The 21,114-nt window shown below is 59.6% G+C and carries 22 protein-coding genes and 1 pseudogene; 15 read left to right on the plus strand and 8 right to left on the minus strand.

The features are described from left to right. The first annotated feature begins 34 nt into the window (after window positions 1-34). The 8 genes from G7009_RS12855 (at window position 35) to G7009_RS12890 (ending at window position 8,218) form a co-directional block, all read left to right on the plus strand. Window positions 35-514: a GNAT family N-acetyltransferase gene (locus G7009_RS12855; RefSeq protein WP_181130452.1), complete on the plus strand. Its 480-nt coding sequence runs from the start codon at window positions 35-37 to the stop codon at window positions 512-514. Between the two features lie 87 nt (window positions 515-601). Next, complete coding sequence (locus tag G7009_RS12860) at window positions 602-883, plus strand: peptidylprolyl isomerase (protein WP_181130453.1); 282 nt, start codon at window positions 602-604, stop codon at window positions 881-883. Window positions 884-1,123: 240 nt separating this feature from the next. Continuing rightward, window positions 1,124-2,923, plus strand: coding sequence for an extracellular solute-binding protein (locus tag G7009_RS12865; protein ID WP_181130594.1), 1,800 nt, complete (start codon window positions 1,124-1,126; stop codon window positions 2,921-2,923). Further along, complete coding sequence (locus G7009_RS12870) at window positions 2,920-3,978, plus strand: microcin C ABC transporter permease YejB (RefSeq protein WP_181130454.1); 1,059 nt, start codon at window positions 2,920-2,922, stop codon at window positions 3,976-3,978. Before G7009_RS12865 ends, G7009_RS12870 begins: the two co-directional genes overlap by 4 nt. Next, entirely contained in the window at window positions 3,978-4,994 is a 1,017-nt protein-coding gene (locus tag G7009_RS12875; protein ID WP_181130455.1) for an ABC transporter permease, read from the plus strand. Before G7009_RS12870 ends, G7009_RS12875 begins: the two co-directional genes overlap by 1 nt. Before the next feature lie 42 nt (window positions 4,995-5,036). Beyond that, entirely contained in the window at window positions 5,037-5,807 is a 771-nt protein-coding gene (gene hbdH / locus G7009_RS12880) for a 3-hydroxybutyrate dehydrogenase (RefSeq protein WP_181130456.1), read from the plus strand. A gap of 145 nt (window positions 5,808-5,952) precedes the next feature. Continuing rightward, window positions 5,953-7,911: an acetoacetate--CoA ligase gene (locus tag G7009_RS12885; protein ID WP_181130457.1), complete on the plus strand. Its 1,959-nt coding sequence runs from the start codon at window positions 5,953-5,955 to the stop codon at window positions 7,909-7,911. 31 nt (window positions 7,912-7,942) lie between these two features. After that, window positions 7,943-8,218 carry a peptidylprolyl isomerase gene (locus G7009_RS12890; protein WP_181130458.1) on the plus strand — a complete coding sequence of 92 codons (276 nt, stop codon included), beginning with the start codon at window positions 7,943-7,945 and terminating at the stop codon, window positions 8,216-8,218. A 90-nt stretch (window positions 8,219-8,308) separates the two neighbouring features. Here G7009_RS12890 and G7009_RS12895 read toward each other — a convergent pair whose 3' ends face one another. Then, window positions 8,309-8,950: a LysE family translocator gene (locus tag G7009_RS12895; protein ID WP_181130459.1), complete on the minus strand. Its 642-nt coding sequence runs from the start codon at window positions 8,948-8,950 to the stop codon at window positions 8,309-8,311. Window positions 8,951-9,082: 132 nt separating this feature from the next. Between G7009_RS12895 and G7009_RS12900 the strand changes: the two genes are divergently transcribed. From G7009_RS12900 to G7009_RS12915, 4 genes are all read left to right on the plus strand, one after another. Further along, the gene (locus tag G7009_RS12900) at window positions 9,083-9,907 is read left to right on the plus strand and encodes a helix-turn-helix transcriptional regulator (protein ID WP_181130595.1); all 825 of its coding nucleotides are present in this window, start codon (window positions 9,083-9,085) and stop codon (window positions 9,905-9,907) included. A 66-nt stretch (window positions 9,908-9,973) separates the two neighbouring features. Next, window positions 9,974-10,597 carry a LysE family translocator gene (locus tag G7009_RS12905; RefSeq protein WP_181130460.1) on the plus strand — a complete coding sequence of 208 codons (624 nt, stop codon included), beginning with the start codon at window positions 9,974-9,976 and terminating at the stop codon, window positions 10,595-10,597. A gap of 47 nt (window positions 10,598-10,644) precedes the next feature. Further along, entirely contained in the window at window positions 10,645-10,797 is a 153-nt protein-coding gene (locus tag G7009_RS12910) for a hypothetical protein (protein WP_181130461.1), read from the plus strand. 87 nt (window positions 10,798-10,884) lie between these two features. After that, window positions 10,885-11,628 (plus strand): carbon-nitrogen hydrolase family protein, encoded by a 744-nt coding sequence (locus tag G7009_RS12915; RefSeq protein ID WP_181130462.1) that lies wholly within the window; start codon window positions 10,885-10,887, stop codon window positions 11,626-11,628. 38 nt (window positions 11,629-11,666) lie between these two features. Here the strand turns inward: G7009_RS12915 and G7009_RS12920 are convergent, their stop codons facing one another. After that, window positions 11,667-12,167: a methylated-DNA--[protein]-cysteine S-methyltransferase gene (locus G7009_RS12920; RefSeq protein WP_181130463.1), complete on the minus strand. Its 501-nt coding sequence runs from the start codon at window positions 12,165-12,167 to the stop codon at window positions 11,667-11,669. A 429-nt stretch (window positions 12,168-12,596) separates the two neighbouring features. Continuing rightward, window positions 12,597-12,920: a hypothetical protein gene (locus G7009_RS12925; protein WP_181130464.1), complete on the minus strand. Its 324-nt coding sequence runs from the start codon at window positions 12,918-12,920 to the stop codon at window positions 12,597-12,599. Window positions 12,921-13,212: 292 nt separating this feature from the next. On the opposite strand from G7009_RS12925, the gene G7009_RS12930 reads away from it, so the two are divergent. Further along, the gene (locus tag G7009_RS12930; protein WP_181130465.1) at window positions 13,213-13,605 is read left to right on the plus strand and encodes a low affinity iron permease family protein; all 393 of its coding nucleotides are present in this window, start codon (window positions 13,213-13,215) and stop codon (window positions 13,603-13,605) included. 134 nt (window positions 13,606-13,739) lie between these two features. Here the strand turns inward: G7009_RS12930 and G7009_RS12935 are convergent, their stop codons facing one another. Together G7009_RS12935 and G7009_RS12940 are read right to left on the minus strand one after the other, a co-directional pair. After that, window positions 13,740-14,033 (minus strand): hypothetical protein, encoded by a 294-nt coding sequence (locus tag G7009_RS12935; protein ID WP_181130466.1) that lies wholly within the window; start codon window positions 14,031-14,033, stop codon window positions 13,740-13,742. Window positions 14,034-14,166: 133 nt separating this feature from the next. Next, a complete protein-coding gene (locus tag G7009_RS12940) occupies window positions 14,167-14,577 on the minus strand; it encodes a hypothetical protein (RefSeq protein WP_181130467.1) in 411 nt (136 codons plus the stop codon). 418 nt (window positions 14,578-14,995) lie between these two features. Between G7009_RS12940 and G7009_RS12945 the strand changes: the two genes are divergently transcribed. Continuing rightward, window positions 14,996-16,084, plus strand: coding sequence for a YkvI family membrane protein (locus G7009_RS12945; RefSeq protein ID WP_181130468.1), 1,089 nt, complete (start codon window positions 14,996-14,998; stop codon window positions 16,082-16,084). A gap of 1,442 nt (window positions 16,085-17,526) precedes the next feature. Here the strand turns inward: G7009_RS12945 and G7009_RS12950 are convergent. Together G7009_RS12950 and G7009_RS27750 are read right to left on the minus strand one after the other, a co-directional pair. Next, window positions 17,527-18,582, minus strand: a complete 1,056-nt coding sequence (locus G7009_RS12950; protein ID WP_181130469.1) for an acyltransferase family protein — start codon at window positions 18,580-18,582, stop codon at window positions 17,527-17,529. A gap of 826 nt (window positions 18,583-19,408) precedes the next feature. After that, window positions 19,409-19,772, minus strand: a pseudogene (locus G7009_RS27750) (putative metallopeptidase); the annotation flags it as partial. Window positions 19,773-19,845: 73 nt separating this feature from the next. On the opposite strand from G7009_RS27750, the gene G7009_RS12955 reads away from it, so the two are divergent. Further along, on the plus strand, window positions 19,846-20,031 hold the full coding sequence (locus tag G7009_RS12955; RefSeq protein WP_181130470.1) for a hypothetical protein: 186 nt from the start codon (window positions 19,846-19,848) through the stop codon (window positions 20,029-20,031). Between the two features lie 485 nt (window positions 20,032-20,516). Here the strand turns inward: G7009_RS12955 and G7009_RS12960 are convergent, their stop codons facing one another. Next, window positions 20,517-21,014, minus strand: a complete 498-nt coding sequence (locus G7009_RS12960) for a hypothetical protein (protein WP_181130471.1) — start codon at window positions 21,012-21,014, stop codon at window positions 20,517-20,519. Window positions 21,015-21,114: the final 100 nt, after the last annotated feature.

Below are 21,114 nucleotides of genomic sequence, written 5' to 3' on the forward strand. Positions count from 1 at the left end.
TCATGTTTCCCTGACTCCTTGAGGCGCCGATCCCATGACCCTGTCCATCCGCCCCGCCGTGCGCTCCGATGCGGCGCGAATCCTGACTTTCATCACTGAACTGGCTGAATACGAACGCGCCCGACACGAAGTGGTCGCCACCTTGACCGATATCGAGAAGACCTTGTTCGAGCCTGATTCCAGAACCAGTAGCCTGATCTGTGAGCGCGACGGTGAGCCTGTCGGCTTCGCTGTCTATTTCCAGAGCTATTCGACGTGGCTGGGGCGCAATGGGATCTACCTGGAGGACCTCTATGTCACGCCTGGGCAACGCGGCAGCGGCGCGGGTCGACAATTGCTCAGGTACATTGCCCAGGAGGCCGTGGCCAATGGTTGCGGACGGCTCGAATGGAGCGTGCTCGACTGGAACGAGCCCGCGATAGGCTTCTATGACTCCCTGGGTGCCCAGGCACAGAGCGAGTGGGTCCGCTATCGCCTTGAGGGCGATCGCCTGGCGCGCTTTGCAACGCAATAACCGCTCGGATTCGAGGCATCGGTGTTCGGGGAGACACCGTGAAACAATTACGCTAGGCTTGGCGCTTTCCCCCAAGGAGTAGTTCCCATGGCTAAAGCCACCGCCCGCCACATCCTCGTCTCCAGCGAAGACAAGTGCAACGAACTCAAGGCGCAGATCGAAGCCGGTGCCGACTTCGGCGAAGTTGCCAAGGCCAACTCCACCTGCCCATCCAGCCGCCAGGGCGGTGACCTGGGCTCGTTCGGTCCAGGCCAGATGGTCAAGGAATTCGATACCGTGGTCTTCAGCGCGCCCGTCAATACCGTGCAAGGTCCGGTCAAGACCCAGTTCGGCTATCACCTGCTCGAAGTGACCAGCCGTCAGGACTGATCCTTCTTGCCAGTCGTTGGACTGACACTGAAAGCGGGCAACGCGCAATCGTTGCCCGCTTTCAGTGTCATGGCCCAGGATACCAGCGACCTTCCCGGGCACATCGGACCGAAGACCGCTGCGGGCCTTGCATCCATTCGGACTTGCGCCGGCATTCCCCTCCCTACGTGCACCAGGTTGCTCCAGAAAGCTCGCCGTTCTCTGGCCGCCGGACATATCCTCCTGACGTTGTGCCTGGGCATGCCGTCCGCCGCCCTCGCCGCCCCTGGCCATGCGCTCACCGTCTATGGCGAACCCGCTCGCTACCCCGCTGACTTTCGGCACTTCGACTACGTCAACCCTGACGCCCCCAAGGGCGGCAGCCTGAGCCGCTCGGCCCTGGAAATCGGTCAGTTCGATCACATACTGCCCTATGTCGACAAGGGCACCGGCGTCAGCCAGGTCGACGGGTGGCTGTACGCCCCCCTGGCCGTGCGCTCGCTCGACGAGCCCTATACGGTCTACGGCCTGATCGCCAAGTCCATGGAGCGTGGCCCGGACGATGCCTGGCTACGCTTCGAGCTGGATCCGCGCGCAACCTTTGCCGATGGCCAGCCGGTATGCGCCGACGATGTACGCTTCACCTACGAGCTGTTGATGAGCCAGGGCAGCCTGACCTATCGCACCCAGTTCGCCGACGTCGCCAGTGTCACGGTCGAAGGGCCGAGACAGGTGCGGTTCGACTTCAAGCGTCCGCACAGCCGTACCTTGGCGCTGGACCTGGCCAGCCTGCCGGTGTTTGCGCAGCACGATCTGCAGCAGCGTGACTTTGGCACCGGCGCCGGGTTCGGCAAGCCGGTAGGCAGCGGTCCGTATCGCATCGGCAGCATCGACAATGGCCGCAGCATCACCTTCGAGCGCGATCCGAACTGGTGGGCCAAGGACTTGCCGGTCAACCGCGGACGCTACAATTTCGATCGCCTGCGCATCGAGTTCTTCGGCGACACGGAGGTGGCGCGCCAGGTGTTGCGCGGCGGGGCCTACGACTACAACCGCGAGTTCTCGGCCACCGGCTATACCCTCGGCTATCAGGGGGCGGCGCTTGACGACGGTCGCCTGCAACGCGCCCATCTCGGTGCCGCCAAACCCCAGGCCGCGCAGGGCTTCGTGTTCAATCTCGAGCGCCCGATGTTCCAGGATCGGCGTGTGCGGCAGGCCCTGGGTCTGCTGTGGGACTTCGAGTGGAGCAACCGGCAGATGATGCGCAACCTGTACATCCGCCAGCAGAGCTTCTTCTCCAACACACCGCTGGCCGCGCGTGAACCGCCCGATGCCGACGAACTGGCATTGCTCGAACCCTTGCGCGGGCAGGTGGCGGAAGAGGTGTTCGAGCGCGTGTTCACCGCGCCGGTCACCGATGGCTCCGGTATCGTTCGCGCTCAGCAGTTGCAAGCCTTGGCACTGCTCGCCGCCGCCGGATGGCACCCCGCGGGCGATCGACTGGTCAATGCCCAGGGCGAGCCGCTGAGCTTTACCTTCCTGAACGGTCAGTCGGGCCTGGAGCGCCTGCTTCTACCCTGGAAGCGCACGCTGGCGCAGATAGGTATCGACCTGCAGATCCGCAATGTCGATTCGGCCCAGTATGTCAATCGCCTGATGGCTCGCGACTACGACATGATCGTCACCGGTTATCCGGTCACCTTGTCACCGGGCGCCGAGCTGTACAGCTACTTCGGCTCGGCCGCGGCCCATGACCCTGGCTCGAACAACCTGATGGTCCTGCGCGATCCCGCGGTGGATCGGCTGATCGATGGCCTGGTACGCGCCGACAGCCAGGCCGCCATGCAACGCCATGCGCGCGCCTTGGATCGCGTGCTGCAGTGGAACTACTACTGGATCCCCAACTACTACCCGCCCGGCAGCTCGACCGCCTGGTGGAATCGCTTCGGCCTGCCCAGGGTGCAACCGGCCTATGACGAAGGCCTGGACAGCTGGTGGGAGATCAGCCCGACACCCTTGACCGATGCGCAGATGGCCGAGCGGCTGGGACGCGCGCCATGACGGCCTATATCCTGCGGCGCCTGCTGCTGATCATTCCGACCCTGCTGGCTATCCTGCTGGTCAATTTCGCCATCGTCCAGGCCGCGCCAGGTGGGCCCGTGGAGCAAGCGGTGGCACGCCTGCAGGGCCTCGCCGGCGGCGCGCCCGGAGCGCGGGTCGAGACCGTGCAAAACGCGTCCCGGGCCAGCCGTGGCCTCGACCCCAAGCTGATCGAGGAGATCAAGCGCCAGTACGGCTTCGACAAGAGCGCGCCGGAGCGCCTGTGGCTGATGCTTGGCCAGTATGCTCGGCTGGACTTTGGCAGCAGCTTCTTCCGCGGCGCCAAGGTCACGGATCTGATCGTGGACAAACTGCCGGTTACCCTGTCCCTGGGCTTCTGGGCGACCTTGATCACCTACCTGGTGTCCATTCCGCTAGGTATTCGCAAGGCGGTACACCACGGCAGCCGCTTCGATGCCTGGAGCAGTGCCTTGATCGTGATCGGCTACGCCCTGCCGTCGTTCCTGTTCGCCTTGCTGCTGATCGTGCTGTTCGCCGGTGGCACCTCGCTGAACTGGTTCCCGGTTCGCGGCCTGGTCTCCGAGAATTTCGCGCAACTCAATCTGCTGGGCAAGGTGGCCGATTACTTCTGGCATCTGGTACTGCCGGTCAGCGCACTGGTGATCGGCGGTTTCGCGACCCTGACCTTGCTGACCAAGAACGCTTTCCTCGACGAGATCTCTCGCCAGTACGTGGTCACCGCCCGGGCCAAGGGGCTGAGCGAGCGTCGCGTGCTCTACGGACACGTCTTGCGCAACGCCATGCTGCTCGTGGTCGCAGGCATCCCACAGGCGCTGATCACCGTATTCTTTGCCGGTTCCCTGCTCATCGAGGTGATCTTTTCGCTCGATGGGCTCGGGCGCATGAGCTACGAAGCGGCAGTGTCGCGTGACTACCCGGTGGTGTTCGGCACCTTGTTCATCTTTACCCTGGCCGGCCTCCTGATCCGTCTGCTCGGTGACCTGGCCTATACCGTACTGGACCCACGCATCGACTTCGACGCGAGGTCGCACTGATGCTGTCGCCCGTCGCACGCCGTCGCCTGCAGCGCTTTCGTCGCAACCGCAGGGGCTGGATCTCGCTGTGGCTGTTCGCGATCATCCTGCTGCTCAGCCTAGGCGCCGAACTGGTGGCCAACGACAAGCCGTTGCTGCTCAGCTACAAAGGCGAACTGTATGTGCCGATGCTCAAGCGCTATACCGAGCGGCAGTTCGGGGGACAACTGCCCTTCCAGCCCGACTACCGTAGCCAGTACGTCCGTCAGCTGATCGAGGCCCAAGGCGGCTGGATGCTCTTCCCGCCGATCCCATTTGGCGCCGACACACCCAACTACGATTTGCAGGTACCGACGCCAAGCCCGCCATCCACGAGCAACTGGCTGGGCACCGACGATCAGGGCCGCGATGTCCTGGCGCGGGTACTGTACGGCACGCGCGTGTCGCTGCTGTTCGCCTTCACGCTGACAGCCATCAGTGTCCTGATCGGCCTGACCGCGGGCGCGCTGCAGGGTTATCACGGCGGTTGGGTCGACCTGCTTGGCCAACGCGTACTCGAGGTCTGGTCGGGCTTGCCGGTGCTTTACCTGCTGATCATCCTCAGTGGCTTCGTGGAGCCGGACTTCTGGTGGCTGCTGGGGATCATGGCGCTGTTTTCGTGGCTGGCGCTGGTCGACGTGGTGCGCGCCGAATTCCTTCGCGGGCGCAACCTGGAATACGTCAAGGCTGCCAGGGCGCTCGGCCTGCCGGATCATCAGGTGATGCTGAGACATATCCTGCCCAATGCCATGAACGCTACCCTGACTTATGTGCCGTTCATGCTGACCGGGGCCATTTCGACCTTGACCGCCCTGGATTTCCTCGGCTTCGGCATGCCGGCTGGCAGCGCCTCGCTGGGGGAGCTGGTGACCCAGGGCAAGCAGCACCTGGAAGCGCCCTGGCTGGGTTTCACGGCGTTTTTCGCCCTGGCCCTGATCCTGTCGCTATTGGTATTCATCGGCGATGCCTTGCGCGAGGCCTTCGACCCTCGAGCCTGAACCGCGCGGCCGGCACCGCTTCATTCGTCCAAGGAGCTTTCCATGAATCTGCACGGCAAGACAGCGGTCATCACCGGTTCCACCAGCGGCATCGGTCTCGGCATCGCCCAGGCGCTGGCCAGGGCTGGGGCGAATATCGTGCTCAACGGGTTCGGCGACGCCAAGGCGGCGATCGACGAGGTGGCCAGGCACGGGGGCAAGGTCAGTCATCACCCGGCCGATTTGTGCGAGGTCGAGCAGATCGAGGCACTCTTTGCCCATGCCGAAGCGGTTTTCGGCGCGGTCGATATCCTGGTCAACAATGCCGGAATCCAGCACGTGGCGCCGGTCGATCAGTTCCCGCCCGAGGCCTGGGACAAGATCATCGCACTGAACCTGTCGGCGGTCTTCCATGGTACGCAGCGTGTCTTGCCGGGTATGCGGGCGCGCGACTGGGGGCGTATCGTCAACGTCGCTTCCGTGCACGGCTTGGTCGGGTCGACCGGCAAGGCGGCTTACGTGGCGGCCAAGCATGGGGTGATCGGCCTGACCAAGGTGGTCGGCCTGGAAACCGCTACCAGCAATGTCACCTGCAATGCCATCTGCCCTGGCTGGGTACTGACGCCGCTGGTGCAGAAGCAGATCGATGACCGCGTCGCCGCGGGCGCCGAGCCACGACAGGCGCGGCAGGATCTGCTGGCCGAGAAGCAGCCGTCACTCGCCTTCGTGACCCCGGAGCATCTCGGGGAGCTGGTGGTGTTCCTGTGCAGCGAAGCGGGTAGCCAGGTCCGTGGCGCGGCATGGAATGTCGACGGGGGCTGGCTGGCCAGGTAAGCGGCTGGATCGCTCTGGACCGGCGGGGATCGAGTCGCTGCGCGGCGTGATCGGTCGCACATCCATCGGTGCAATGGACCACACTGTATTGGACTGGCGGCGCAAGGGCGCATCGCTTCCACAATCGGTACCGGAGGAGTCAGGCATGAGCGAAGTTCTGTGGCGCCCGAGCACGGCACAAGTCCAGGCGAGCCGGATGGATGCGTTTCGTCGCCAGGTCAACCGGCGCTACCACCTTGAGCTGAATGACTATGCCGCCTTGCACCGCTGGAGCATCGAGCAGCGCCCGGCGTTCTGGGAGGCGCTGGCGGAGTGCTTCCAGGTGCGCTGGCACGCATCGCCGCGCAAGGTCCTGGACGACACCGGGCACATGCGCGAAGCGCGATGGTTCGCTGGGGCGACGCTGAACTACGCCGAACACCTGCTCCTACGTCGTGACGATGGCACGGCGGTGGTGGCCGTGGGTGAGGATGGTACGCGCCAGGCCTTGAGCCACGCGGACCTCGCCGCCCATGTCGCGGGACTGCAACGCGCGTTGCGCGAGGCGGGTATCGGCGAGGGCGACCGGGTAGCGGCGGTGATGCCCAACACCTGGCAGACCCTGGTGGCCATGCTCGCATGCGCCAGTCTCGGGGCCATCTGGTCGAGCGCATCTCCGGACTTCGGTACTCATGGCATCATCGACCGTTTCGGCCAGATCGAGCCGAAGCTGTTGATCGTCTGCGCCGGATATCGGTACGCCGGCAGATCCATCGATCAGGTCGAGAAGGTCAACCAGGTGATAGGCGGCTTGCCGGGGCTGCAACGACTGCTGGTGGTCCCCTACGGCCGACCGCACACTCGCGCCGACGAATTCACGGCGCCGCGGGTCAGCTTGTGGGACGACTTCTACCAGCCCGGAGGAGAGCCCGCATTCGTCCCGCTGCCCTTCGACCATCCGCTCTACATCCTCTATTCCAGCGGCACCACGGGCGTGCCCAAATGCATCGTCCACCGCGCGGGCGGCGTGCTGCTGCAACATCTCAAGGAACACGGCCTGCACAGCGACTTGAAGCCCGACGATGTGTTGTTCTACTACACCACCTGTGGCTGGATGATGTGGAACTGGCTGGTCGGGGGGCTGGCCGTGGGCGCGACCCTGGTGCTGTACGACGGCTCGCCGTTCCATCCGGGCCCATCGCGCCTGCTGGACCTGATCGACAGCGAACGCATTCAGGCCTTCGGCACCAGTGCCAAGTACCTGGCCGCGCTGGAGCAGACCGGCCTGGAGCCGATGCGCAGCCACGCGCTCGACAGTCTGCGCCTGATCATGTCCACCGGGTCGCCGCTCTCGCCGCACAGCTACGATTACGTGTACACCCGCATCAAGACCGACCTGTGCCTGGCCTCCATGTCCGGCGGGACGGATATCGTCTCCTGTTTCGTGCTTGGCAATCCGACCTTGCCGGTGCATCGCGGCGAGATCCAATGCAAGGGGCTCGGCATGGCGGTCGAAGTCTGGGACGAAGATGGCAGGCAGGTGATCGGCGAGAAAGGCGAGCTGGTCTGCACCCGCGCCTGCCCGAGCATGCCGTCGGGGTTCTGGGGGGATGAAGACGGCTCACGCTACCGCGATGCCTACTTCAGCCAGTACCCGGACGTGTGGTCGCAAGGCGACTATGCCGAGGAACACACCACGGGCGGCCTGATGATTCATGGGCGCTCGGACGCGGTGCTCAACCCGGGTGGCGTGCGCATCGGCACGGCGGAGATCTATCGTCAGGTGGAAAAGGTCGAAGAGGTACTGGAGAGCGTCGCCATCGGCCAGCAGTGGCATGGCGATGTGCGCGTGGTGCTGTTCGTCCGCCTGCGCGATGGCCTGCGTCTCGATGATGCCCTGACCGAGCGCATACGCCAGGTCATTCGTCACTATACGACCCCCCGTCACGTGCCTGCGGTGATTGCCCAGGTGACCGACATACCACGCACCCTCAGTGGCAAGCTGGTCGAGTTGGCCATTCGCAATGTGGTACACGGGCTGCCGGTCAAGAACACCGACGCGTTGGCCAACCCTGAAGCCCTCGAGCAATTCCGCGACCGCGCCGAGCTGCGCGATCAGGCATAATGGCGCCCTTTGCTCCGCGTACAGGTACTCCATGAAAGCCCAAGCCCGCCACATTCTGGTCAAGACCGCCGAAGAGGCCGAGCAGCTCAAGCAACGCCTCGCCAAGGGCGATGCCTTCGACGTGCTGGCCAAGAAATTTTCCCTCTGTCCTTCCGGCAAGCGTGGCGGCGACCTGGGAGAAGTGCGTCCGGGACAGCTGGTGGGTGCGGTCGACCAGGTGATTTTCAAGAAGCCGCTGCGCGTGGTGCATGGGCCGATCAAGACCAAGTTCGGTTATCACCTGGTGCAGGTTTTCTATCGCGATTGATGGGTGGGCATTTGAAGTTTCAAGCAGAGCGCCGAGGCTCTGCTGGTCGATGAAGTAGAGTCAAAGGATGCCGCCGTCTTCAATGCCACATCAACGGCGCATCGTCAGGAGACCCACGCCGGCACAGCCGAGCAGCGAGGCGCTGCAGCGGTTGAATAGTCGTCGCGGGCCCGGCTGGTTGAACCACCGCTGCAAGTAGGCGCCAAGGCCGGCATAGAGTCCGATGGCCACCCACTCCAGCAAGAGAAAGAGTGCCCCCAACCAGAGGAACTGCTCACCGATCGACCAGTCGCCCCCTACTGTAACGAACTGCGGCAAGAACGCGGTGAAGATCAGGATGGCCTTGGGATTGCCTGCCGCGACGAGAAATTCCTGGCGAGCCAGCCGCATGATCGCTCGTCCACTCAGCGTGCCCGTGATCTCGCAGCTGCCGTCATGCGGGATGTCCACCGGCGCGCGCCACAGTCGCCAGGCGATGTGGAACAGGTAGGCGGCGCCCAGTATCTTGATCGCCATGAACAGGTATTCGCTTGTATGCAGCACCACCGCCAGGCCCAGGGCGGCAAGCGCGATCATGCCGCTGAAGGCGATAATACGTCCGGCGCCCGCGACACAGGCAGTACGCAGGCCATGCCGACTGGCATTGTGCAGCGACAGCAGGTTGTTGGGGCCCGGCGCCATGTTCAGGGCGAAGCAGGCGGGGATGAACAGCAGCAAATTCGTCAGGTCCATTCTTGTTCTCCTTGGCGATCGACGCAGCCTCGCCCGCGCCGGGCGCGAGCGTCAAGCACAGTGAAGGCTCGAATGGCCGTAACAGAAACCTGGGGTTACACTGCCCGACCACCTTTTATGTATTGGGCAATGATGAGCCAAGCCTCCAGCCATTTCTGGCATGATCCGGCGATGCCCTGGGTCGAGAGCCGCCGCGCTTGTCATAGCCGTGCGTGCTACAAGGCCCACAGCCATCCGACCTTCTCCATCGGCGCCGTCGATGCGGGGGCCAGCCATTTCAGTGGCGCCGGCCCTGAGCAGGTGCGCCTGACGCCCGGCACCCTGGTGCTGGTGCCTGCTCATCGAGTGCATGCCTGCAACCCGGAACCGGGCCAGGCCTGGAGCTACCAGATGCTGCACCTGGACGCCGACTGGCTGCGCCAATTGCGCCTGGAGACAGGTATCGATGTCGGCGAACCAGGCGCCACGGCTCGCATCACCCGGACTCCTGCCCTGTATCGGCAATTCTGCCGCCTCAACACGCTGCTGTTCGGTGCCGCCAGCGCCGCGGAGAAAGAAGCCGCTCTGATCGAGTTCATCGGCGATCATGATTTCCAGCAATACCCAACCTTGGTAGCGGCGCCAGTACCGAGCTTGAGCCCCCCTGCCCTGCGGCATCTGGTCAGCCAAATCGAGGAGGCCGATCTCGGCGAACTCACGGTAGAGAATCTGGCGGCGAGCGCCGGCCTGGGCCGCTATCAGCTGATTCGCGGTTTCCGCGCGGCAACTGGCATGACGCCCCATGCCTATCTGCTCAACGCACGGATCAACCGCGCACGAGGCTGGCTGCGCGAGGGGTTGGAGCTTGCCGAGATCGCCTATCGTCTGGGCTTTGCCGACCAAAGCCACTTCCAACGGGTCTTCAAGGCGCATGCCGGGGTGACTCCGGGACACTACCGCGTGCGACACGCGCAATAATCTTCAATACGCGCCAGGTTCGCCGGACCAGACTGACGGCTTTTCGTCACCTGGAAACCTCGCTCCATGGAACAGTTCCTGATCATCGCCGCCGCGCATTTCCTTGCTCTTCTCTCCCCGGGTCCCGATTTCTTCCTGATTGCCCGGACGTCCATCAACGCCGGTTGGCGCGTGGCCAGCGGTGCCTGTCTGGGGATCGCCCTGGCCAATGGCATCTTCATCCTGGCGGCCTTTACGGGCGTCTCTGTGCTCGAAGTCGGCAGCCCGTTATTCATCGTTTTGCAACTGGCGGGATGCGCCTATCTCCTGTACCTGGGCTGGCTGTTCATCCGCCATGCCGGCGGCAGCACCCTGACGCCGGCCGAGGGGCAGGAACGGGGGCCCGGTCGCTGGCTGCAAGGCCTGTGGATGGGGCTGTTGTCGGGACTGCTAAACCCCAAGAACGCACTATTCTATGTCAGCCTGGCCAGCATGATCGCCGGCAGCCATACCGGGTCGGGCTGGAAACTGGTCTACGGCGCCTGGATGTTCGGCGTCGTCCTGTCGTGGGATCTGCTGGTGGCGGTCGCGATCGGCAACCGGCGCGTCCTGCGTCGATTCTCCCATGCCTTGCCTTGGCTGGAACGCAGTACCGGTGTCTTGTTGATCCTGCTGGCCCTGGGCGTGCTGGTGCATCTGGCATTGAGCTGACCCAGGCGTCGAATAGTGGCACAGGCCGCTTCAGGCAAGGGTTCAGCATGTGTACGATACTTCAATGCAGCGCCTTGCTGGCGCTGGCTTTCTACGGTCTTACACAGGCTGCAGCAGCGCAAGTCGAGGTTCGCTTCGAGCGTCCCGAGCAATTTCGCGATGCCAGTTTGAACGGTCGAGGCCAGGAGCGCCTTGATTGAGATTGTGCCAACGCAAGTGATAGTGACGCACTTCCTAGAAGTATTTCCCCCTTAGTCTGTTCGCAGCAACTTTGAAGGATCAATGTAATGAAATCCTGTGCCGTCCAACTGGCATCCATCAAGGGCGACCTTGCCGCCAACCTGTCGCGTCATCTCCTGGCCGCCCGGCAGGCACTGGAGCGAGACGCCGAACTTGTCTGCTTCCCGGAATTATCGCTGACCGGCTATGAGCCGCGTCTGGCTCGGCAATTGGCGCTGTCCCCTGATACGCCGCTGCTGCAGCCCCTGCAAGCGCTCTGTGATATCAGTCATGCTTCTATCTGCGTGGGCCTGCCTCTGTCGATCGCGGGCGGTGTGCGTATCGGCATGATGATTCTCCGACCTCATAGCCCTCGCCTGATCTATACCAAGCGGCGTCTGCATGAAGATGAAGTGGCCTGGTTCACGGCTGGCGAGCAGCCGCTCATCTTCGCCGCGGGCTCACATCGAGTCGCGCCGGCCATTTGTTATGAATCGATGTTCCTGGAGCATGCCGAGGAGGCGCGCGGCCTTGGCGCCGACCTGTACATGGTCAGCGTGGCCAAGACAGCCAAAGGTATTCAGGAGGGATTCAAGCACTATCCCGAGGTTGCGCGGCGTCTGAATCTGCCGGTGCTGATGGCCAACTGCACGGGGCCGGCGGATGACTTCATCGGAGCGGGTCGTTCCGCAGCCTGGGATCACAGGGGTCGCCTGGTGGCCGAGCTCGATCATCAGCAGCAAGGATTGCTCATGTTTGATAGTCGCCAGGGGTCGGCCGAAACATTCATGCTGACCGGCATGGCAGCTTGATCCACCGGACTTCATCGAAACGGGCGGCCTGTCCTGGCTTAGAAATCCAGCGCGAGACTTTGCCGCCCTTCCAGTGCCAGCAGATAGTGCTTGGCCTCGAGGCCACCGGCAAACCCGGTAAGGCTGCCCGAGGCCCCGATCACGCGATGGCAAGGCGCGATGATCGAGATCGGATTGCGCCCATTGGCCGCGCCGACGGCTCGCACCGCCGACGGATTGCCGATTTGCCGGGCGATTTCGCCGTAACTGCGGGTTTCGCCGAACGGAATGGTCAGCAGCGCTGCCCATACGTCGCGCTGGAATCCCGTGCCGGCAAAATCCAGCTGCAGGTCGAACCGCTGTCGCTGCCCCGCGAAGTATTCCTGTAACTGTCGCCCCACCTCCTGCAGGACTTCATGCCGGTCGTTGCGCTCAAGATCGCCGAGTCGTACTCGGTTGGCGCGCTCTTGTTCCCACAGCACGGCGGCCAGCCGGTCGCCCCGTGCGACGAGCGTCAGTGTTCCGACAGGAGATGGCAGCAGTGTATAGACATTGGACATGAGCGGTTCCCGCGAGGTAACGAGCGACAAGCGGCACTCTACGCAGTCGACTGGCAGTGCGCACTCGCTTTCTTGCGCTTGCATCGGCTGGAGGCCGCCGCGCGCAAGGCGGCAGCTTTTCGAGACGGCTGCCTCCTTCTCTGGCCGCCGAGTGCAACCGACATGAGAAAAAATGAATTCCCCTTGCAGGGGTACGTCAGAACCCATGAGCACGGTAAATCTGACGAGGTAACAGAGATGACTATCGAAGCAGAGAGTATTGCCAAACTCACTGAGGCACTGAAGGTACGAGGCCTCACAAGGGTATCGGATATTGCCTTCACTCGAGCGCCTTACCGGCGTGGGCACCGCTGGATCTGCACCATTGAATAGCAGTCCAGTTGCTGGCGGGCCGGAATACCCCGGCGCCGCCGGCACCCATCTCGAGGCCTACTTGGCACAGGCTACCGCATTGACCTTGCGTTTCAAGGGCAAGGGCATGCGCGGCTCGACTTCCGTCGCGATTCTGCGAGCTCGTCCGACGCCCCAGGCAAGCGCGCGAGTCATGGATTCCCCAGGGCGGGTATCATAGGCTTCCTCGTGCAACGCTATTCCCGAATTTGCATAGATGCCAATGAACATTTGGGTTGCGCCCGTGCGAGATAAACGTACCTGGACATCGATATGCTTGCCGTCATCCAAGGTTTCGTCATGGGTGCGGTGATGAAGCGTCGGATCAGCCCAGGACCAGAAAAGATCGCCACGAATTCTCATTGCCCGCACTCCTACGACTTTTGTCTTATTGATTTTTACGCTCATGACACGATAGCGCAAGCCAAGCGGAAAACAATGGGCTGCATGCGCTTTTTGTCGGCTTCCACCTACCCTTGCGGATCATCACACCGGATCGTTACCCCTTTATGAAAGGCCACTGCACGGCCACATGCGCGGGGTCGTTGAAGCCTCGAAGATGGTTGTGTTCAGCTCGCCCTGGTTAAATGTAACAAAGAACTTCAAAGCACCTGCGGCTGTCGCAATAACTAGACAGTATAAAAGGAGCTTGACGATGCGATTCTCGAAGTTTTGCCAGTGGCTTTCCAACAAAGCGGGTAGCCCCAAGACATTCCTGCTTGCGCTTGTATTGATAGCCGGGTGGGCTCTCTCGGGCCCCTGGTTCCACTACAACGATACCTGGCAGCTGATCATCAACACTTCGACAACGATCATCACGTTTCTGATGGTCTTTCTCATCCAGAACACACAGAACAGAGACAACGATATCGTCCACCTCAAGCTGGACGAGCTGATACGCGCTACCACGTCTGCACAAAGGTCGGTGCTCAATCTGGAAGACCTTGAGAACAAGGAGCTAAGACGCTTGCGGAAGCGGTATCGGTCGCTTGGGGAGGGTCAGGATCCTGCGTTTGCAGATTCAGGAAACAAGAAGATTCAGCATTGATCGTATCGGTCGGTTTTTAGTCGGTGCCAATGGCATGGCACCGTCGAGGCGCATCATCAACCAGATCTGAGCGATTGCAGCGAGACATCTAGCCCGCTAGGTCGCGGCGATTTCTGGCCGCTCGCCCGGACGTATCAGTCCTCTTCCATCTGCTCACAGACGCCGTTGGCCCCACCCTTGCCGGTATACGATACTTCAGCGGAGCCATCGGGTCTGACCATGAGCGATACCGTCACTCCACCGCCCTTCCCTTCGAAATGGGTCTCGCTGAATTTCTTCAGCTTTGTCTCTTTGCCATTAATGTAGATCGGGCCACCCTCATCGGCGTGAACCTCGATGTTTCCTGGGCAGATGGCATTCACCAGCGGAATGTCTGCATTGGCCGATCCTGCAGCAGAAAGCAGCAGAACACCCAAAATCAGCTTCATCGAAATCCCCCTTGCACGTGCGCTCGTCCTGGCAGTCAATGTTGATGGCAAGGCCGGGCGAGAAATCAACCGGCGGTGGTCAGTACAATCGATCCGGCATTCAGCAATGCGATTCCTTGGCCATGAAGTGTGATCATAGATCGATGTCGTCAAGCTCGATGTCGATCGTCCTCTCCGCAGCCATCGCTTTTTGTGTTGCAAACCCGTAATTTATGTAGAGATCGAGGGTCGTAAGACCTGGCGCACCTTCATGAAATTCGATGCATCGCTTCAAGGCATGCTTGATGGCCCCATGTACCAGGATGTTATCGGCAGCGTCCAACCCATCGGTCAGCGAGATTTTTTGCTCGAGCGCTTCTACCTCTGAAAGCTTCTCTCTGGCTGCGGCAAGGGCATGGCTATCTAGCTCGGAGATCTTCGCCCACCTGTGGTCGACTATTGGATTTTTCATTCCAGCTCCTTCATCCGGCACTATGTCGGTCATAGGGTAATAGTCCATCCCGGAGCAAATTGCCACCATGGCGGGACTTGTCTCGACGAACATCCACCTTCGTTGGCAGCGCAATGACAGATCGCCCGAAATACCTTCACGAGCAACGTCGCGGAGCTTTTGCGGCTCATGAATATAGCCTCAATGCCAGCCATCCAAACTCGAGAGTTTTGCCCAGATAGCGCTTCTTCGTGAAGCGCAGCGTATACATTACCCGAGAAATAAACGCAGAAAATCGCTTCACCCGCGAGAATTTCTTTAGAAAAAGGCTATTTTAACCAACGCATCCCCTTTTAATTGCCGATTATATAGTGAAAATAACTGGCCCACCCTTCCTATACTGCGGGCGGCACTCGAAGGCTTGAACCATCCCCTACAAGCTTCCCCTCACTCTGAACAGCCGCTGCACACGAAACGCCCGAGTCGCCGCGTCATCCTATGCATCTAATAAGTCCAAGAACGAGATCGTGTAATGAATAAACAGTCCATCCAAATTGCTCTTGCCTACATGTCAGTCGTCATCGGCGGTGGCTTCGCTTCTGGACAGGAGGTATTGCAGTTCTTCACCGGCTATGGGCTGATTGGCATCGTCGGTACTCTCGTGAGCGGTTTGCTGTTCGCCTTCCTCGGCATGCAAATCGCCCGGATGAGTTCGCAGATGCAAGCCAATTCGCACAAGGAAGTGCTTTACAGTCTGTTCGGTGCCCGTATCGGTCTGGTCGTCGACGTCGTCCTGTCTTTCTTCCTGTACGGCGTAGGCGTCGTAATGCTGGCCGGCAGCGGGTCGATCTTTGCCCAGGAGTACGATCTGCCCCCACTCTTCGGCGGTGTGCTGATGGCAGTGCTGGTGATTGCCACCCTGTGCATGAACGTCAAGCGCATCATTGACCTCATCAGCGCGGTGATGCCTTTCCTGCTGGCCATGGTGCTGATCATCACCACCTACTCGATTTTCAATTACAACGCGCCGATCGAAACCCTTGATACCGTTGCTCGCGAGAACAACGAGACGGTCACCGGCAATTGGTTCGTCGGCGCCTTGCTGTACGCATCGTTCAACATCGCGGTAGGTTTTCCGATGCTTGCGGTGATCGGCGGCATGTCCAAGCAACCCAAGGCCGCGGCACTCGGCGGCATACTCGGAGGTCTTGGCCTGGGCGCACTGATCTTGTTACTGAACATCGGTCTGTTCGCGAACATCAACCAGCTGCAAGGCATCGAAATGCCGTCCCTGGCACTGGCCGGGCGTCTCTCCCCCATTCTTTCGGCCGTGATGTCGATGGCGCTGGTTTGTATGGTGTATAGCACTGCCGTGGGTATGTTCTTTGCGTTCAGCGCACGCTTCGCCAAACCTGAATCGAGCCGTTTCAAGCTAGTAAGCGCTGTGAGCGTTTGCGTGGGCCTTGGGTTGAGCGTGGGCGGTTTCAGCAAATTGGTCGGCACTGTCTATCCGCTGTTGGGCTACGTCGGCTTTGCACTGATCCTCGCCATCGGCTTTAGCTGGGTACGCGGTCGCTCCAGCGCCAACGCACGAAAATCCGAATTGCGCGCTTCATCCTGATCCCACCGCCACCGGGCCCAAAGGCTCGGTGGCCTCCCTTCTGACTGGTCAATCAGTATCGGCGAGACGCACAGGCGCCCGATCCCAAGCAGACACCTCCTGGTCGTCGAAGAAAACTAATCGGACCGATAAGGCCGGCAATCGAACGACAGTCTGCCGAAATCTAATCCTCATGCAGCCGGAACTGGATTTCCAGAGGGCCTCCAGGCGCTCTGCTTGCCGAAAATTCGAGATGCTTGGCACCACAGTGCTGACAGGTGAAGATCTGGCAGTCCAGGGTATTGTCGTAACGGATACTGGCGTCCGTCTCTTTGCCGCATTTCAGGCATATGAATTTTATGGTCATTGTCTACCACCTTGGCACTCTCGAAATCTCAGCTTAGCCTGATCCGAGAACCTTCTCATGCCTTATCAATCCCCGCAGCCGGATCGATGATGTACTGGATTTAGCGGTTTTGCTCGCATGCTCTTCCTGATGGCCCACAAGTTGCCTATTGCGTGTTGTTAACAGTGGGTTTACGCGGTAGTGGGTGATTTTATGGAAGCTATTGAAGGGGTGGTATTATGATGCGTGTACAATTCCCAAGAACGAAAAAGCCCGGCTTGATGGCCGGGCTTTTCGCTGGAGCTTTAGAACCGCTCAGTCCGCATCCGTCCGCGCGCTTCCATTGTCTCGTCTGGCAAGGGCATCTTGGTCAGAGCCTGGGTTACCGGTGGGAGGAGTCCAATTCTCGGGCTTGCCATCAGCCGCAGACTCCCGAGCACCCTGCTTGGGTTCCGATTTGGCTTGTTCAATGCCGGAACCATGGCCTTCCCCGGTATCAGGGCCCTTATCAGCCGACCCGGGATAGGCTGCCTGTCGTCCGTTGTCTTCAACTGCCATAAGACCTCTCCTCTCTCGATACAGGACATGTGCACCTAGCTCTGAATGTCGAGATTGGACGAAGTGCCGTGCCCGCGACAGGCGGCGAAGGATCCAACGCATCCATTCCGAAGTCGGCTTGTCTGGTGATCATGGGTAGGCTTCGTACACCCCCAGTTGTTGTTCGGCTCGGGCTTTCTAAGCGCTCTTATCCAGGAACTGGCATATGAAGCATTGAGGATACTCGTGAGATTTTCCAGGCGCTTGTCGAGCTATCCCTTTCCAGAATGCACTGGTACGGAGCGCCCTTCTCTTTCGCCCTCTTGTCATCTTCAGTCAACACAGCCCCCTCGTCAGGCACGGTCGCGCTCCTGATCTGAGCGGTCACTACTCCCGGATATCCGACTGAACCTCGACATTCGTGATCAGGCGTTCGTAGACGAGGCGATGTTCGCTGCAATTAGGCCCGCTACGTACATCAGAAGTAGTTAGCTGTCCGAGCAGGTTCTTCATGTCGTTCGCTTTTTTCCAGGCATAAAAAAGCCCGCGCTAGGCGGGCTGTAACCAGGCGAGCAAATAACTAGGAAAATTGGCTTTGGATAGCCGCCGGAGGCAATTCAAGCGGAATCTTGCGTCTGAATCCTTTCCAAACTGGCCGCTCAATTCCGTAATGGCAGGCCACAGACAGCACTAACGAAATAAATACCACAAGCGGTAGCATCATGGCGCCCGATACTTGAATCAGCTCAAGCATCCATATCACAGGAAAATGAAACACAAATAGACCGTACGACATATTCCCACATTCCCGCTGAATCTTGAACCAGACCCTTCCAAACCTAATCTTGCCTAACAAGATAATTAACGGCAGCCCAATCAAATAACCAAAAGCAACCTCCATGTCATAGACGCGTCGAATCTCTGTCTTGTACAGAAAAAACACATAAAGCAAACACAGAAGCCAAAGAACGCATAAAGCCGCAGCGCCACTGAGCGCCTTCCTCTCAAGCAAGACGCCGGAAAGAAATATAAACAGCACCCCTGCAAAAAGCCGATAGCCATAAATATCCGTATTCACCAACCCGCTCTGCGCGCAAACAAACACCATAAGACTACCCAGCCCTGCCACGATGCCCACTCTTGGCCAGGCCAGCAACAACGGGAGAGCAAGATAGAACTGAATTTCGGCGCCTAGCGACCAAGCGGGAGGAACCAACATGAACCGATCCACGCCCGACCACATGTAGTAATTCAAAGGAATTACAATGACATTAGACACCCACTCAAGAACGCCTGGCGTTTTTTCCAAAAAGTGCGACTGAGCGCCGAGCCCCCATACAACCACTGACATTCCGAGCGCTGCAAAGTACAAAGGAAATATCCGTAAAGCTCTGTCACGGTAAAACCAGAGTGCGGATTGACCCAAGTCACCGCTCGGGCGCCGCCGCCACAGCTTCGCCACGACATGCCCTGCAAGCAAATAAAAAATGACGACAGCCCAAACGCCAATGTTCCAACCCTTGAAATCGATACCCAAATGACTAGCGACCACCAAGCCGGCCAGCAATAATCGCAATATTCCCATTCCGCGCCCGCTAAACATTAAAAACGAAAGAGAATAACCTAGTTTACTCAACTAAGCCATATACCTTATTGGACATGGGGCTTATCTTGTAGAGTCTCCGCTCGAGAGTCCGTCAAACGTTATAGAGCCCCCACCAGTCGCAGTTGCGCGGCGGCCGAGGCCCGTAGCCGGCCGGCCCCGTCAGCAGAAACTCGGGTCCGCTTGGCTGCAGCCAAGGCTAGCTGAGTAGCGTTCCCGTTGCGTGGCAACTACCGGCCAACGGTCTCGGGCACATTGTCGATACCCTTCTGACCCACACTGGGCATCCCTTGCGCATGTCTCGCGTGGTCATTTTCTCCCAGCATGAAAATACTCATTCGTGGCGGGCATCGTGGGTCTTTCAGGATGCTGGTGAGGAAGGCTGCTAATCGTCACTTTCGGATAGTTGAACAACGAGCTTGGCTGCCTCTTCGTTTGATTCCAGATCCAGACTTCCGAGTAATAGCCAGAAAGCTTCCTGCAGCCAGTCCGCTGCCTGCTTGAGGCACGGCGAGTAGGGCCATAGTTTCTCCAGGCAAAAAAGCCCGCGGAACGCGGGCTTGAGGTTTCAGAAACAGCCAGGTGACGCTCATGCGGACTCCAGATCCGTGTCTTTTCGCAGCTGCGTGCGTCCAAGCGGTAGCAACCGGGTGCTCGCACTTCTTCAACAGCCCTTATGGGAGTCGTGACAATCAACGAAACATCGAGTGTGATGCTTTCCCTCCAAATCAGCCGGACTGCTATGACCGCCAGAAGCATGAGAAGGGCTTGATCAACAGGTTGGTTGACGCGATTCGGGCAAAGGACTGATGTTGCAGGTCAGATAGCGAGTGCCTCAGCGTACGGTTCGGTCACCGGCGGCGCAGATTTCAGTATCGGTGCACTGGGCGCAGTAGTCAGCGGCTAGGTGATAATGAAAGCCTGCACGTCGAAACCAAAAACGCATCCGTTGCTCCATCCGTGCCTTCTGCCAACCGCCGGCCCGGAATGCAACCTGCTCGGCCTGGAGTTTATCCTCCCTGGTTCTCGAAACTCGACGACGCCCACATGACCTGGATGTCTGCATCCAACAGGTGGGCATGGTCTTCGCTGTGAATGCTACGGCGGCAGCAAGGCTCTCGGTTTGGAGCCACTCCTATACTTCAGGCGCTGGGGCCAAGTATGCCGAAATCCGATAGCTCGGATAGCTTGACCAGTGACGATGGAGGGTATGGTCTATCCACGGATCACCTTGGGCTTGAAATAATGGCTCGTAGTCGGTATTGGTGAGGTCCAATAAATCGAAGGTGACCGACCATGGAAGACAGATTCGAAGTGGTGGAAACAAATCTCCTCGACGATCATGGACAGCCGACAGGGACGATAAAGTACCGAATCATCGACAGGAAGGACCCAAGTCAGCCTAACAAGCATGGCTTTTACGAAGAAAAGGACGAAGCCGACGCTCTCTGCTCGAGCCTGAATGCCGAAAACCCAGAGTGACATCAGTTGTGCCGCACTCGACTGCGGCACACCTACCCTTCCCCGCCCTCCAGCAGCACATCAATCAACTTCTGCTCGGTCAGACGAAACAGGACAAGCATTTGCAGGTCATCAGCGACCGGGCCAAAACCGACTTGCGCAGCCATAGGAGAACTTCCACTCTCACCGTTGGAGGGAATCTCACCCGTTTGCTCGGAAGGAACGGCATACGAAACGGAGACGGCTCGCAGTTCGGCATCCAATTTGCGCTTCGAAGGCTCGATACCCTGAACAGAGAAATTGAGAGGTGGCGCAGAAACGCATCCAGTCAGCAACGATACCAAAAGTGCAGCAAGTAAAGCTCGAAGCGCATTAAGGTCTTCCTTGAGAGGATGGCGTTTCAGGATCGAAAAAATGAAACCTCAAGCACATAAAGGCCCGACTTGAGCAGGCTTTCTCTCTGTTCGCTAGATGACGGCGCCACTGACGAGCGCCGTTGAGGTGATTTAGTTGATCGGAACCAGACGCTCGCGCTGAGTAGTGGATAGGTCGTCGATAACTCCAACCTTGAGCGAATCCTTTCCGGCGTCCGGGAGTGGCTTTCCCATGTCCGCTGATGCGTATTCTGGTAGTTTGTACATGGCACCAGTGAGCGGGTCGACAATTAGCATTCCAATCACGCCACCGATGAGGATATTGCCCCAGTACCAGCCGCTCAGGCTCGAATCGAGCTCGATTGCCTTGTCCGGATAGCCTTCCTTCTTGAAGCGCAGGGTGTAAGTCTGACCTGAGAAATATCCTTTCCCTGACTTAAGGGTCACCGTGCTTGGTGTATTGCCTGTATGTACCACAGCGCCTGATTTGTCCGTGATCTCAAAAGAGGCACCAGGTGGCGCGCTAGAGACCACCACCGGATAGCGCGACTCACCCACAATGCTCGCGCACCCTTGAATGCCTACAAAGGCAGCTACCGTCGCCACTCCAACCATCTTCCGAAACATCATATCTACAGCTCCATCGCGCCTTCATTGGCTAGGCCGGGGGATCGGCCGGCGGCGATTATACGGAAGAGATATCATTTTGACATTACCAAATAGCTTTGTG

The sequence above is a fragment of the Pseudomonas capeferrum genome (genome assembly GCF_013523055.1).
Taxonomy (GTDB): domain Bacteria; phylum Pseudomonadota; class Gammaproteobacteria; order Pseudomonadales; family Pseudomonadaceae; genus Aquipseudomonas; species Aquipseudomonas capeferrum_A.

Coding starts and splice junctions, on each gene's coding strand:
- G7009_RS12935 (WP_181130466.1), bottom strand. CDS start 14,033: ATGAAGCTGATTTTGGGTGTTCTGCTGCTTTCTGCTGCAGGATCGGCC.
- G7009_RS12870 (WP_181130454.1), top strand. CDS start 2,920: ATGACGGCCTATATCCTGCGGCGCCTGCTGCTGATCATTCCGACCCTG.
- G7009_RS12955 (WP_181130470.1), top strand. CDS start 19,846: ATGGAAGACAGATTCGAAGTGGTGGAAACAAATCTCCTCGACGATCAT.
- G7009_RS12855 (WP_181130452.1), top strand. CDS start 35: ATGACCCTGTCCATCCGCCCCGCCGTGCGCTCCGATGCGGCGCGAATC.
- G7009_RS12940 (WP_181130467.1), bottom strand. CDS start 14,577: ATGTTCGTCGAGACAAGTCCCGCCATGGTGGCAATTTGCTCCGGGATG.
- G7009_RS12875 (WP_181130455.1), top strand. CDS start 3,978: ATGCTGTCGCCCGTCGCACGCCGTCGCCTGCAGCGCTTTCGTCGCAAC.
- G7009_RS12960 (WP_181130471.1), bottom strand. CDS start 21,014: ATGATGTTTCGGAAGATGGTTGGAGTGGCGACGGTAGCTGCCTTTGTA.
- hbdH (WP_181130456.1), top strand. CDS start 5,037: ATGAATCTGCACGGCAAGACAGCGGTCATCACCGGTTCCACCAGCGGC.
- G7009_RS12920 (WP_181130463.1), bottom strand. CDS start 12,167: ATGTCCAATGTCTATACACTGCTGCCATCTCCTGTCGGAACACTGACG.
- G7009_RS12915 (WP_181130462.1), top strand. CDS start 10,885: ATGAAATCCTGTGCCGTCCAACTGGCATCCATCAAGGGCGACCTTGCC.
- G7009_RS12895 (WP_181130459.1), bottom strand. CDS start 8,950: ATGGACCTGACGAATTTGCTGCTGTTCATCCCCGCCTGCTTCGCCCTG.
- G7009_RS12905 (WP_181130460.1), top strand. CDS start 9,974: ATGGAACAGTTCCTGATCATCGCCGCCGCGCATTTCCTTGCTCTTCTC.
- G7009_RS12885 (WP_181130457.1), top strand. CDS start 5,953: ATGAGCGAAGTTCTGTGGCGCCCGAGCACGGCACAAGTCCAGGCGAGC.
- G7009_RS12930 (WP_181130465.1), top strand. CDS start 13,213: ATGCGATTCTCGAAGTTTTGCCAGTGGCTTTCCAACAAAGCGGGTAGC.
- G7009_RS12945 (WP_181130468.1), top strand. CDS start 14,996: ATGAATAAACAGTCCATCCAAATTGCTCTTGCCTACATGTCAGTCGTC.
- G7009_RS12890 (WP_181130458.1), top strand. CDS start 7,943: ATGAAAGCCCAAGCCCGCCACATTCTGGTCAAGACCGCCGAAGAGGCC.
- G7009_RS12900 (WP_181130595.1), top strand. CDS start 9,083: ATGAGCCAAGCCTCCAGCCATTTCTGGCATGATCCGGCGATGCCCTGG.
- G7009_RS12910 (WP_181130461.1), top strand. CDS start 10,645: ATGTGTACGATACTTCAATGCAGCGCCTTGCTGGCGCTGGCTTTCTAC.
- G7009_RS12865 (WP_181130594.1), top strand. CDS start 1,124: ATGCCGTCCGCCGCCCTCGCCGCCCCTGGCCATGCGCTCACCGTCTAT.
- G7009_RS12860 (WP_181130453.1), top strand. CDS start 602: ATGGCTAAAGCCACCGCCCGCCACATCCTCGTCTCCAGCGAAGACAAG.
- G7009_RS12925 (WP_181130464.1), bottom strand. CDS start 12,920: ATGAGAATTCGTGGCGATCTTTTCTGGTCCTGGGCTGATCCGACGCTT.